The organism is Porphyromonadaceae bacterium W3.11 (genome assembly GCA_030434245.1).
GTDB lineage: Bacteria > Bacteroidota > Bacteroidia > Bacteroidales > Porphyromonadaceae > Porphyromonas_A.
Genome location: JAUISX010000001.1, coordinates 256,223 through 270,036, shown reverse-complemented (window position 1 = coordinate 270,036; position 13,814 = coordinate 256,223). Strand labels below are relative to the sequence as shown.

The window sequence follows — 13,814 nt, the reverse complement described above, 5'->3', positions numbered from 1 at the left end:
GTTATAGATTTGAGATAAAGTGATCGATAATAAATCTAGTTTCTCCATTGTCAGGCTGGAATGTGGTGGCTACATATCTGCCATTTTCATGAATAAAACCAGCGTTGCATTTGCTATTTAGGTGGGTAAAGTAAGCTCTCCAGTTACTAGGTAAGCTGTTGGTGTCGATAGCACTGCCATGTGACATCCTAGTGATAAAGCAGCTATTGGTGCCATTTTGGATTACTGGCTGTCCTAATGAACGATGAGCGGGAAGGATAGGGGTATTATGAATCCCTACGGCTTCGGCCATCAAGTCATATCCAATACCACAGCCATAGACTGGGATATCCTTTTCCATCGACGCCTTAATTAGATTCAAGACTTCTGGATAATCTGCAGCTTCTCCATACCCATTACTGATGACAATGCCATCAAAGTCTAACATTGAGAAGTCTTCAGTCCCTGATACCTTAATGATATTGATACCTGAGTCCACGAAAGTTTGTACGAACGTTTTATTTGCACCCAAGTCAATCATCAAAATAGTTTTCTCCGCTTTTTGATCAATATATTTTGGTTCCTTAGGCTGACCTGCTTTTACGATTTCAATAGCATTTTCGCTGCTATTAACAGGTACTATCTGACCTGTAAGGTTCGGTGTAGAGGCTATCTTCTGGGCTAAAATATGAGTGTCAATCCCATATATACCTACTACTTTCTCACGTTTCATGGTATCACTGAGACTCTCCACTGCATTCCAATGGCTATACTTCTCAGTATAATCGTGTACGATAATACCTGCAGGCTGTATGGTCTCACTTTCCCAGAGATCCATTTTAGGCATACCATAATTTCCAATGATAGGGTAGGTGAGTGTTAGTAATTTTCCTTTGTACACAGGATCTGTAAGGACTTCTGTGTAACCGATCATGGTGGTGTCAAAGTAGATCTCACCGGATGCAACTCCAGTGTGTCCAAAGGCGTAGCCTTCAAATTGTGTACCATCACTTAGTCTTAGTACTGCTTTTTTTTGCATAGTGGTCATTAGTATTTTCTAAAGTCTTGTTCGTAAAAGTTTTTGTATGCTATGTTGGTCAGTTCCGTACCCCCAGGGGTTGGGAAGTCCCCAGTGAAATACCAATCTCCCTTATGATTAGGTATGGCTTTGTGTAGCCCTTCAATGCTTTGATATACAAGGCTTATCTCTGTCTTGAGACCTTTTGGTTTTAAGATCTCAATGATTTTCTCATTGAGTTCATGGACTGAGAAAGGTTTGTATATATCTTTCACGAAGTTATGCTCTCTTAATACGCCAGTATTCAAGTTTTTGATGATATTATTGTAAGTCTCATGAATAATGTGAGCTTCACCACGCTCTAGCAAGAGCTCTATCGCAGCGACAAACACAACAAACTCACGCATCTTATTCATGTCAATACCGTAGTGGTCAGGATACCTGATCTGAGGGGCTGAGGAGACCACGACAATCTTCTTAGGCCCTAGGCGATCTAGTATGCTTAGGATACTCTCTCTGAGTGTAGTACCTCTCACAATACTATCATCGATGACAACAAGGTTGTCTATCCCGCGTCTTACACTCCCGTAAGTGATATCGTAAACATGCTGAGCCAGATCTTTTCGACTATTGCCCTCGGATATAAAGGTGCGTAGCTTAATATCCTTAATCACAACCTTTTCGGAACGTATGTGGGTATCTAGTATCTTGTGAAGCTCATCTTCCGACAAATCTTTCTTACCCGTAAGGGCATCAACTTTCCTTTGATTTAGGTACTTATTTAGCCCCTCAAGCATTCCAAAATACGCTACCTCTGCTGTATTAGGAATAAATGAGAATACTGTATTCTCGATGTCATAATTGATGTTCTCCAAGATCTCTGGCACCAATTGCTCACCTAGATGCTTCCTTTCTTTATAAATATCGATATCACTACCCCTCGAGAAGTAGATGCGTTCAAATGAGCACGCTTTGTCTTCTTTTGGCTCAAGTATCTGATGTTTCTCGATCTTAGTACTAGTTCTGTCGATGGTTAGAGCTTCTCCACGCTGTAGTTCGGTAACGTTGTCATAAGTAACATTCATGACGGTTTGAATCACAGCTCTTTCAGATGCCACGACGATAATCTCTTCGTCGATGTAGTAGAAGGCTGGACGAATACCCCATGGATCTCGGAGAACAAACATCTCACCACTTCCATTCATTCCACACATGACGTATCCACCATCCCATAGTGGAGCACAGTCTTTTAGCGGCTGTGAAATATCAATCCGTGACTCAATATCATGAGTAATATCCATCCCTGTAAGGCCCTTAGCCTTACTTTCTCTGAATTTATGCTCTATCTCACGATCTAATCTATGTCCCAATTGCTCAAGAATGATATGAGTATCAGATGTGTTACGAGGATGCTGTCCGACAGATGAAATAGAGTCAAATATTTGATCTACGGACGTGAGATTGAAGTTACCACAAAGTGCCATGCTCTTGGCCCTCCAGTTACTTCGTCTCATCATCGGGTGTACGTACTGCATCTCTTGCTTTCCAAAAGTGGCATACCTGAGATGCCCCATGTAGCATTCTGCTGCAAATGGCACGTGTGCTTGTGAGAAGTTGGAGTCTCTGCATTCATCAGGATTATACGACTGAATCAGCTTTTCCACTTCAGAAAATACAGTAGTGATTGCTGTATTACCTAAGGCACGCTGGCGATACATATATTCTTCACCTGGAGGGGCTGTGAGTTTGATACAAGCTAGACCTGCTCCATCCTGGCCACGATTGTGCTGCTTTTCCATCAATAGGTACATCTTATTTAGTCCATAGCGCCATGTACCATATTTTTCTTGATAATAACTTAGAGGTTTTCTAAGTCTTACCATCGCTACGCCACATTCATGTTTGAGTTGCTCCATAAATTGGATTTAAGTTATTTATGAAAAAAGAACCAGCAACTATTTGGCACAATTAAGTACGATATATAGTAGCTGGTTCATATTCTTGTTTCTTATTTATTATCTGATACTTCCTTATTATCCTCAGTTATCTCTTCTCTGGTCAAGAATGACTCCATACCAGCCTTTATGAGAATATTGTACCATTTTATTAATTTCTTAATATCATTATCTCTGACTCGTTCCTTATCGTATATTGGCAAAGTGTCAGACATGAATTGATGTAAGCTTTCAGAGCTAGAAATTATGGCTTTGCTATCCTCAATACCTTTCGGATGCTTTTCCTTGATTTTTTCAAAGACCTCTCCTAGTGGCATATCATCATCTTCTGTGTAGATAGATATATCGGCGAGTGATACAATATTATCTCGGGGGAAGATAGGCAGTTTTCTATTAGTGTCAAGATCTTTTGCTGTGAATGGACTCTTAGTCTTATTAATTAATTCATAAAGTCCTGGCTTCCCTGAAATGGAAATAATGTCTGTCAGTTTCATATATTATTTATCGTGTCTAATGGTAAATCTATTGTTTGAAATTTCTTTTGCATATCTTTTCATAGGTGTTTTCCACCTGTTGTACAATCGAAATATCACCATCATTATTGATGGTAAAATTAGATTCATTCGCTTGTCGTATAGCTTCCTCCCTTTGTATATCCACAATTTGCTGGAAACGTTCGATAGTCATGGAATTATCTCGTGACAGTACGCGTGCCTCTCTTGTAGTTTCCTTTGCTGTAACTTGAATTATTTGATCACAGAATCTATGAAAACCCGATGTATAAAGGATGGCAGACTCTATGATTACTGAGTCGGATGTCTGACGTTCTACCCAACTCTGAAATTTCTCTTTTAGTCCATTGTGAACAATTGTTTCTAGCTCATTCTTCATGTGAGCGTCCCCTGTTACTAGCTGGCGTAACCCATCCTTGTTCAGAGAACCTTCATCGGTAATTGGGTCAATGCCCAGCTTCCTTATAATCTTCTCTCGTATATCTGAGTCATAGTATATCTCCTTTGCTTTCAGATCACTATTGAAGGTTGGGATATCGTATAGGATCCCAAAAAGTTTCATGACCACACTTTTCCCTGATCCAATTAGCCCTGTGATACCAATTACTTTCATCTGTTCTGAGCCTTCTCTTCAAGTATGAACTCTACCTGATCAGGTTCGAGCTGAATCATGTGTACTTCTCTAGGTAAGGTATCAAAGTTAACCTTCAACTTTTTTGTCTCAGTTAAGTCCTTAATCTCATTTAGGTCAATGTAAAGCTTAAGCTGTCTTTTTATTTCGTCTAGGTTAGAGTCTTCTTCAGCTAGGTAGGTTACTTTGATACTAGCCGGAAATAGACGAATAGACATATCCTCGGGTAAGCTCTTTACCAATAATTCATTACTAGTGAATGTATAATATCTTAGTTCTTGGACATCTAGATGAACATTAACAGAATCTAATGAGAGCTTTATACCTTCAGGATGAAGGAGTGCCACTTTTTGAGTGCTGATCCCTATTTGATCTAGCATAATCGTCGAAGTATCCGTTAGGATGACGCCGCTGGTAGCCTTTATAGAGTCCAGCTTTGTCTTCAGTCCATATACAACAACCTCTTCCTCATCCATTTGAAGTGATTTCAAAAATCTATTTTTAGACTCTCCGAAATCAAATTGATTATTGAATACTATTGGTAAAGAGATCTTATCCATTGGAACATAGCCAAATCCAATGTAATCAGGACGAACAAATATGCGATCTTCACTGGAGCTAAAGTACTTGTCAAGCTCTGGATATGAGTGCCTGACTTGCCTTACTAGTTCTATGTCAGCCACGCTCCAAAACCCGCCTTCTGGATCTAGACGAAGCGAATCTACTTCGAGATGAAGCTTTGGTTCTTTATTAAAGAGCTGGTGAGAGAGCGTGAAGTTCATCAATTTGCTCCCCGTAGCAGTAATCTCAATCTTTATAGTGGACGGAAGATCCACAGAGTCGTCTATTGAGTAGCGAGAAGGCAAGCTAACTGGTGCTATCTCTATCTCAATAGTCTTTGTGTAGGTGTCATTAAGTGACTGTAGTAACCAGATGACGAGGGCCAGAAACATACACAAGCAAAGAATTAACCATCTCTTACCTTTTGAAAAATAAGAGACTACCCTAAGATCTTTTAGTGTACGACCTATGCCCTTCATCTTCTTGGACAGCTTATGATCCTATTACTTTTTCTCAGACTTTTCGATACTTTCGATAGAGTAAATCTGATTAAGATCTACCTTCATTTTAACACCTTCCCAAACTTCTATTACAGCCTGATTAGTATTAGTGTTGATTTCTCTAAGAATAGCGTAGATGCCACCTGCAGTCATCACCTTGTCACCAGGTTTTAGAGCTGCTCTCGCTTCTGCAATCCTTTTCTGCTGTTTGCTCTGTGGACGGATGATAAAAAAGTAGAAAATAACAATCATCAGGACTATCATTATGATGCCTGACATGCCACCTAATCCACTATTAGAAGTTTGTAAAAGAGTAAGAAGTTCCATAAGTATTTTTTTTGTTTAATAATTGTAATGCAATGTTTTGTATTTTATTCTCCCATTATTCGACCCTCTTTTTTAAGGTCTGTGAATAATTCGTGTAAGATACCATTGATAAAGGTATAACTATTAGGTGCACTGTAGTAGTGTGCCAGATTAAGATATTCATTAATCGTTATCCTCGTTGCAATGGTAGGGAAGTGTATCGCTTCGGTTAGAGCCAATTGCATAATGATGTAATCCATCTCGCTGACTCTTTCTTTATCCCAGTTTTTGAAGTAGTTACTGATAAGCTCGCGGTAGTCGTCACCATTGATGATAGATTGCTCTATTAAGATGGGGCCAAAATCCTCATCCGCTTCATTGACAAATGGCGGTTTCAGAACCTCAGAGAAGGTCTTCTCTTCAGAGATGGCATTGAAAGCCTTTGTTACAAATGTAAAGACTATCCCAATATCATCATTAAGGTATGTGCTGGTCTCTTCTATCAGTTCAGAGAAGACTTCGTTTTGTAGTATTTTTTCGCCATAGAAGCCTCTCCAGATTGAGCGTATTTCTGAAAAATCATCCCAGTTAATAGGCTTTTCTACGTCCTGAATATATGATACAGCACTAGTAGTTAGGGTTTGTAGATAATCCTCCAAACCTCTAGTTTGAAGTAGTGATGCGATCTGTTGACGCTCTTCACAAAAAGTTTCATCACTCTTGATGATGTTTACTAACTTATTATCCGATAGGTGCTCTAGGATATTGATGACTTCAGTATCCTTCAGAAACTTCTCTTTTTCCCTCTCTAGTCTATCCTCAGCAATATTTGCGATATCCAGAGGAATACCGCAAAGGTAGATATATAACTTGTATGAATGATCAAGAGCTTTACGTAAAGTCCCAATAGCACTATTCATTGACATTCCCTCGACTCTGTAGTAGTTATAAAGAATCTGAAGAGTCTTTATTCTGATAAGTAAACGATTGATCATTTTCTATAATGTTAGTGCTACAATAAATACTTTTGCTTTGTGGCCCCCTCGCCAACCTGCTGGCGACAAAGGTACCACTTTTCCGACAAATAGAGTACGATCTTTGAGGTTTTATCCAATCGAAAGTGGTACAAGATGTGAATTTATCTTCTAAGAGCTTGGAAATAAAGAGCTGAATTAACCAAAATATTTTTTCATCTCTTCTTCGTCATTATTTAGCCATGCTTCGTATGGCTTACTCTTAGATAGCAGATAACTTTTTACCAACTTAGATAGTCCCTTTGTAGCCCATCGTTGTATGCTCGGAGTCTTAGCTCTAAGGGCTTGGTAGTAATCATCAAGTGTATCTCTACGGAAGTCTAGAATGTCATTTAATATATCTCCATCTTCATAGAACCCACAGTGGAAGTTCTGTGTGGCGAAAGCATGCTGAGGGAAGTCTAGTGCTCCAAGGCCATATATTTTAAAGTTATTTTGTAGGAAGTCCCCATATATTGTGGTGCATGATGGACCGCCACCGAGATTGAAGATCTTACCATTTAGCTCATCGACATGATCTATACTATTTAGAAGAGCTCTAGCGGTGTCGCGTGGTGTACATATCTCTATCACCTGCTCAAGTGGCATCTTGAACATTAGGTCGGGGCTGACATGGTTGGTAACCCCCATGATAGCAGCCAGTCGGAAGATACTCCACTTAAGGGTGCACTTTTGTATAATCTCTTCCATCTGAACCTTGTACTCAGCATAGTAGTCGTCCTCAATAGGCAGTAGTGGATCGTCCACCTTGATGTATGGATTTTTTAAGCGGTCTCCATAGACAGCGACGCTAGATGCCATTACTATAAAAGCATCGGGTGAACCTACCTGTAATGAATTAACCAGATTAGATGTGCCATTAACATTCACATCGTATGCGAGTTTAGGATTTTCGTTAGCTAGAGGTGGTATAATGGATGCTAGGTGAAAGATGATGTCTTTATCTTTCGTGACATTACCAGATAGGCTAGAAGGGTCTGTTATATCTCCGAAGTAAACGTTGATTTTCCCTAAAAAGCGGTCAAAAAACTCTCTATTGGCAGCTGTATTTAGGTCGAAAACGTTAATCTCTACTTGGTTATTTCGTCTGGCAAGCATCTTTACAAGCTCTCGCCCAATATTTCCTCCTGCTCCAGTAATAAGTACTCTTATCTTTTTATTTTTCATGAGTCTAACAATGTATAGTAAATTTATTCTCTTGGGTATTGAAAGGTACAAAAAATAAAAGAGACTTGATGGGTATTTGGTATTTTTAAGATTATCTATAATCTAGTTATTTTTGATCGGTTATGCCTGCCTTCTAAGTAGTTAATAGGCAATAACTCTAGTTGGATATATTACGCGTATTTTGAGATGAGCATGACATGTAACTAATTTATTTTTCTGCATTTTTCTTCGCTCGGAGTCTTACTATTACTTTCACGGTAGGTAACTAAACGGGAGGTGCTTTTTCGAAAATGTATTCTCTGGGAGTGGTGAAAATTCTTCTCATATGAAACAGTTATTCTTCTCATATAGAAAAAATATTTTTCCTATAGGAAACATTTCTCTTTACTATAACTAAATTTTTTGTCTGCTATTAGCCTTAATAAAACGCTTTTAGGGATACGTCTACAGATGCCATATTTATCCTTGTCTCAGAAGGGGATAGCCTGATTTGCACAGTATTTGACGCTCGGTAGAAGATAAAGATTTATATGGTGTACTCATTTAGAGTTTAGAGAGTGTGAACATATAAAAAGACAGAGCATAGGATATACCGATGCTCTGTCTTTTCTTGATGTCTTTTCAATGTTACTGTGAAGCTTTTTTATAGCGACACAGTAGTCTGAGAAGTGCCTTGTTAGAATACAAACTGAACTTGTGCAGCCACCTTATGTCCCTTATTATAAATATCTAGGAAGCTAGCACCATTACGAGGATGGCGGTACTGGTACTCTATCTGCCAGCGGCAACTACCGTAAAACCATCTGGTTAAGCCTACTGAGGTTGTGAATACATCGCTATCTTTATTCTCCATGTTGGTGTCAAGATAATCACCTGCTACTATGACATCATAACGAAGTGGTAAGTGGATAGCTGCTGTTAGGTATGCACCTTGTCCTTTTTGTTCACCATCTTTACCCCACATATATTCACCATTAATGCTGATAGGTTGTGTCTTAACTTGGAAGCCAGCAGATACACGATGGCGATCATGTGTCTCCATACCATTCATAGGCTGTACATGACCACCCAGGTATGAGGTATGTAAGGTAAGTTCGCGTAGTGGGCGAATATAGAGGCCACCACCAAAAAACTTAGGATTAATACTAGCGATAGAGTTCATACCCATGCCATTGAGGATTACAGCTTTATAGCTAAATAGATTATCCAAAAGATCTCCAGATAACTCTAAGCCTATATCACGACCCGCAGTACCATAATAATATGGGTTTCCTGCTATCCCTGCAAAGTAAGTAGTAGCGATACTTCCACCATTGATAAGAGGATTTAGGAAAGGAGCGATGTTATTCTCAATAGTGAAAGGGGTTTTGAATTGACCTAATCGTACTCGAAGCTCAGGCATAAGGGAGTATTGTGTATATAAATCCTTAAGCATCGGTTTCCCGTGGAATTGTACCGTGATACCCATATCCCAGCGATGATTGATTTTGCCAATAGCAAGAACCTCAATCTTGTTGATGTTGAATGAGTTGCTATTCCCAACGTTGTCTTCAAATTTTGCTGAGTAGCCAAATTGTCCATAACCCATTACTGTTATACGATCAGCAAATGATTTGCCCTTTTGGGCATTAGCCCCAAATGAGATGAGGGTTGTTAGAAGTAATAAAGTAAAAAATCTTCTCTTCATGGTTGTAAAAATATTATTTGAAATAAAAATTAATTTTGTTGGTAATTGGTCACCTCTTTCCATCCACAAAGTACATGTTCGAGGATATCTATGAGTATGAATAGGAAAAATCCAGCCATACTAAGGACGATAATCCCGCTATACATGTCTATGTAATTAAATCGCATCCATGAGTCTATGATAAAATATCCCATGCCCTTGTCTGTACCGTATGTCTCGGTCACAAAGAGGACAGAGATGGCCGTCCCTATCGCTACCCTTGTGGTTGAAAGTATTTCGGGCAGTGTCGCGGGCAATATGATGTGCCTGAATACCTTAATCTGACTTGCATTGAGTGACGTACTGATGAGGAAACATTCTTTGGGGATATTCGAGAGGCTATCTCTGACATTAACAATCACTTGGAAAATGACGATCAGTACGATCATAGTAATCTTTCCTCCATCTCCTAAGCCTGCTATAAGCATAACGATCGGCAGCAGTGCTAACTTAGGAATAGGGTAGGCGAGGTAGGTAAAGGCACTCATCATTTTACCAAACAGACGAAAATAAAACATTAGTAAGGCGATCAATACCCCTAGTATCAAGGCTATCGGAATGCCTATGAATAACCGCCTCATGCTAGCACCTAGATGATGTAGCATATTACCCTCTACTAAGACTTCTGGCAATGCCTTATAGACCTTAATGGGAGAGATCATGGCGTTACCGTCTATTACTATAGAGGCTAACCACCATAGCACGTTCAGGAGAAGAGCTCCAACGATGAAACGATAAAATATTTTGCGAGACTCTCTCATTCCATAATGTTTTTGAGCTGCTCAGAAATCTTCTTATAGTTCACATCGTCACTATGGAGCAAAACTCGGCCAGGACTCCCACCCATCACAATCACTTGATCACATATATCTACAATCTCCTCTAGGTTGTGACTGACCAGGATCGTAGTCATATTTAATGCCTTGTGCATCATTAAGAAGAAGTCACGACTCTTTTTACCAGTCCGAATATCCAGTGCAGAGAAAGGCTCGTCCATCAGAAGTAGGTCTGGGGATTGTATAAAAGCTCTTGCTAATGCTACTCTCTGTTTCTGTCCCCCTGAGAGTTCCGCAGGGTATCGAGTCAAGAGTTGATCAATCTCAAGAGATTCAATAACACTTTGCAATTGATCTGTCTGGGCACTTTTTTTGCCTAATGTTACAGGGAGAAGGATATTTTCCTTCACTCTCTTCCACGGTAGTAGTGCGAATTGTTGGGGTACCAGGGAGATGGAGTGCTGACCAGGATTGGGTTCTTTACCATCAATCTTGATGGCACCCTTATAATCATGGATGATACCAGCAAGGACATGTAGTAGAGTGGACTTACCACATCCAGATGGCCCAGTGACGCCTAGTATTCCACCGTGGGGAATCGAAAAGCTTATATCCTCAATGGCTTTTGTTTCCTGTGTCCCACGATGGTAGGAGACGCTTAGATGCTCTACGATAATAGCACTCATCTCAAAGTGTGATACTTATTTTGCAGGGATAAAGTCTGGATTTACCAATCCTTGTCCATTGTAGTCGGCTGGTACTAGCTTTTTGTCCTTAAGCCATTTGATGGTTTGGTCAATATCCTTCTTACTAGGTAATTCAGCGAATGTATATTCTGGTAATACCACAGTGTTAGCAACGTTCACAGGGATCATAGCGTCTTCCACTAAGATGTACGACCACTCCTCACGAGGATGATCTAGCATGTATTGTACTCCCAGGTTATATCCTTCGATTAGGAGCTTGATGGCATCACTCTTTTCCTCAATTACTTTCTGGGTAAGCATTGTTCCTGTTACAGAAATATCGAGATCTTTATTAGAGCATAGAGAATTGAAGCCTTTGGCCTTGGATATGGTAATAAATGGATCGGGGAAGATAGAAGCGTCCAATTCAGAGGCCAGCATCATCTCCATACGAAGGGGGATCTTATTGACCTCAGGCTTTTCAATATCGCTTTCAGTCATTCCGTATGATTGTAGCATCATGTCAGTAGTATATTCGATGACGGTATTTCTACTGACGCCAATCTTTTTGCCCTTGAGTTGTTCCATGGACTTTATCTCAGGCACAGCCATCATCTCAAAGACTCCATCATGTTTCATAACAATGGCCAATCCCATGCCACCAGCATGCTGGATGGCAGCCCCAGTATAGTCAATGACGGTACCATCTACCTGACCACCACGAAAAGCTGCGTCACGCTCATTGGCACTAAAGAATTTTACAATCTCTATATTCAGTCCGAGTGAATCGTATATCCCTGCTTTTTGTGCCACAACATAGGGGATGTAGTCTAATGAGGACATAGCCCCAATCTTAAGAGAGTACTCCACCTTATTATTCTTATCTTTACTGCATGAGGTGCTGAAAAGTAATGCTATCGATATAAGCAATGAAATTGTATAGCCAAAGAAACGTTTATTCATAATCGCTTTTTTCTTAATTTAGATAAAGAGTTCTGCAAATGTACTTATTTTATTTATTTATAATATAATTGATGTTTCTTTTTAGAGAATCAGGGTATTTCACTTAACGATTATAAAATGTAGAGAGATGTTGCACGAAGTGCTATTTACGCAGATCGGTTTGCAAATCTGCAGTGAAGTTGAATGATGCATTTGGGATATAGGTTGGCGAGGTTGATGGCGAAGGAAGCGTTTAATTTAGGATTTAAAGAGTGAAGGGATTTTCTGTACCACAGTAGGTATATGGAAAGATCCCTTATAGTGATCATAATAAGATACTATAAGGGATCTTTGAGATGATTATTATTAGTCTCTTTCCTTAAGGAATAATAAACGAAACTTTTGCACCTACCATGTGAGATCCATCAAAGTCACCAAGGTATGAGTAGTTATAAAAGGCCCCCACTTTCCAACGTTCGCCGATCTGATAGTCTAGGCCTGTGCCAGCGGATAGAAGATAATTAACTTCTAAGATTGATTCTCTAATAACATTGCTAGGTTTACTATTAACGATCCTTCCAGTAGAACCTTGAACAAAGCCTATACCAGTCATCGCTTGAGCATATACTGAAAACTGCTTAGCTTCGTATAGATTTACACCAAGACCTGTTAGGGCATTGTAGTCGCGGCGATAGTAACTAATGTTGTGAGATACACCTTGATCGTCATTATCAGTCAAGCTAGTACCATCATCCGTACCTCCATTTAGCCCGAAGACCCAATAGACTTGATTGTAAATCTGATATTTTCCCTCTACACCCAGACCAAAACCCGGTTTGAAGTGGTATTCGTAAGCTTTTTTATTGGCTTGATACATCTTAGCTCCTCCATAGATGGAAAGCTCCAACTTACCACTTTCCTGAGCCAATGCTACAAAACTGAAAGAAAAAAGTAGAATGGCTGTGTAAAATAATTTTTTCATTAGTGTCTATTTTATAGTTCAATAATTTTTTTTCATTCAGCAAAAGTAGTAAAAAAAATTATTGGGTACAATAAACATCCTTAATTCATTGATAATTAAAACAGTTTTATGATAGATACTCTTCTTTCTAATTATTGTATAATAGACTATAGCCCTATTTATTATGAGGTTCATTGAGATTCTTACCAGGCACTAATAGTATAGAGTAGATTCTTCTCCCTTTTGTGACATAGAGCATTTTTATCATGAATATGCATTAGAGCATTCTTCATATTCTTCATAAGCTTTGTAATCAAGTGAATATTATCAATAAAAAGCTTATTAAACAGACTTTTTGAGATATATCCTCTATCCGTTATGAGCTTACCAAAGAGTTTATTGAAGACGGAGTTGTCTTTTAATAGTTCTCTGTTGTCTATATTACCGGGGGTAATCTGATAGGTAATAATCTCTTCTTTGTCATTAATGACAAGATGTAGTTTAAACCTATAGAATCAACCCACAAACCTCACTAACTGTGGAGCGACCTTTCTGTGCGCAACCTTTCATATTCTTATGATTTCTTTCCCGTTTGATATGACAAGATCTTAGAGAGGTAGAGTCAATAATAGAAACACCTGTACACTTTACTAAGTAGCACATATTGAGGAATATAACAAGCTTTAGCCCCACATTAGTTTGAAGTTTAACAAAACGATTATAGGAGACTATTTGAGGAAATTCACTTTTAAGATGAACCTGAACATATTTGAGGTAGAAGGACTTGAGGTCTCTATATCTTGACATGTGAAAAAGTATGAGTATTGTCATGACCTCACTGTCAGAAAGACGTGATTTTCTTTTTCTTCTCTTCTCTTCTATCCTATCCTCCTTGTTCTATAGCATTCTCAACAACAACACGATCAAACTGAATAGAGAAATCATCGATAACACAAAATAATTCTAGTATATTTTTCATCATAAAAGTGGTGTTTTATTTATTTGTAATTATCTGTTAATCAATTACTAATATACATATAACTCACTGCTTTTATTACTC

The 13,814-nt window shown here is 38.9% G+C and carries 13 protein-coding genes and 1 pseudogene; all 14 read right to left on the bottom strand.

What is annotated here, in order from left to right; genetic code table 11:
* Position 1: 1 nt before the first annotated feature.
* The 14 genes and pseudogenes from QYZ87_01030 to QYZ87_00965 all read right to left on the bottom strand — a co-directional run bounded on the left by QYZ87_01030 (position 2) and on the right by QYZ87_00965 (position 13,736).
* Complete coding sequence (locus QYZ87_01030) at positions 2-1,018, bottom strand: carbamoyl phosphate synthase small subunit (protein MDN4753121.1); 1,017 nt, start codon at positions 1,016-1,018, stop codon at positions 2-4.
* An 8-nt stretch (positions 1,019-1,026) separates the two neighbouring features.
* Complete coding sequence (locus QYZ87_01025; GenBank protein ID MDN4753120.1) at positions 1,027-2,913, bottom strand: amidophosphoribosyltransferase; 1,887 nt, start codon at positions 2,911-2,913, stop codon at positions 1,027-1,029.
* Between the two features lie 92 nt (positions 2,914-3,005).
* Positions 3,006-3,446 (bottom strand): DUF5606 domain-containing protein, encoded by a 441-nt coding sequence (locus QYZ87_01020; protein ID MDN4753119.1) that lies wholly within the window; start codon positions 3,444-3,446, stop codon positions 3,006-3,008.
* A gap of 28 nt (positions 3,447-3,474) precedes the next feature.
* Positions 3,475-4,077, bottom strand: coding sequence for a dephospho-CoA kinase (coaE, locus tag QYZ87_01015; GenBank protein ID MDN4753118.1), 603 nt, complete (start codon positions 4,075-4,077; stop codon positions 3,475-3,477).
* A complete protein-coding gene (locus tag QYZ87_01010; GenBank protein MDN4753117.1) occupies positions 4,074-5,135 on the bottom strand; it encodes a hypothetical protein in 1,062 nt (353 codons plus the stop codon). Before QYZ87_01010 ends, coaE begins: the two co-directional genes overlap by 4 nt.
* Positions 5,136-5,159: 24 nt before the next feature.
* On the bottom strand, positions 5,160-5,483 hold the full coding sequence (gene yajC / locus QYZ87_01005; GenBank protein ID MDN4753116.1) for a preprotein translocase subunit YajC: 324 nt from the start codon (positions 5,481-5,483) through the stop codon (positions 5,160-5,162).
* Positions 5,484-5,527: 44 nt separating this feature from the next.
* Positions 5,528-6,457 (bottom strand): transcription antitermination factor NusB, encoded by a 930-nt coding sequence (locus QYZ87_01000; protein ID MDN4753115.1) that lies wholly within the window; start codon positions 6,455-6,457, stop codon positions 5,528-5,530.
* A 177-nt stretch (positions 6,458-6,634) separates the two neighbouring features.
* Entirely contained in the window at positions 6,635-7,663 is a 1,029-nt protein-coding gene (locus tag QYZ87_00995; protein ID MDN4753114.1) for an NAD(P)-dependent oxidoreductase, read from the bottom strand.
* Between the two features lie 676 nt (positions 7,664-8,339).
* Entirely contained in the window at positions 8,340-9,350 is a 1,011-nt protein-coding gene (locus QYZ87_00990) for a hypothetical protein (GenBank protein ID MDN4753113.1), read from the bottom strand.
* 29 nt (positions 9,351-9,379) lie between these two features.
* Positions 9,380-10,150, bottom strand: a complete 771-nt coding sequence (locus QYZ87_00985; protein MDN4753112.1) for an ABC transporter permease — start codon at positions 10,148-10,150, stop codon at positions 9,380-9,382.
* The gene (locus QYZ87_00980) at positions 10,147-10,851 is read right to left on the bottom strand and encodes an ATP-binding cassette domain-containing protein (protein MDN4753111.1); all 705 of its coding nucleotides are present in this window, start codon (positions 10,849-10,851) and stop codon (positions 10,147-10,149) included. Before QYZ87_00980 ends, QYZ87_00985 begins: the two co-directional genes overlap by 4 nt.
* 15 nt (positions 10,852-10,866) lie before the next feature.
* Complete coding sequence (locus tag QYZ87_00975) at positions 10,867-11,814, bottom strand: ABC transporter substrate-binding protein (GenBank protein ID MDN4753110.1); 948 nt, start codon at positions 11,812-11,814, stop codon at positions 10,867-10,869.
* 358 nt (positions 11,815-12,172) lie between these two features.
* The gene (locus tag QYZ87_00970; GenBank protein ID MDN4753109.1) at positions 12,173-12,775 is read right to left on the bottom strand and encodes an outer membrane beta-barrel protein; all 603 of its coding nucleotides are present in this window, start codon (positions 12,773-12,775) and stop codon (positions 12,173-12,175) included.
* Positions 12,776-12,969: 194 nt separating this feature from the next.
* Positions 12,970-13,736: pseudogene (locus QYZ87_00965) on the bottom strand (IS982 family transposase).
* Positions 13,737-13,814: the final 78 nt, after the last annotated feature.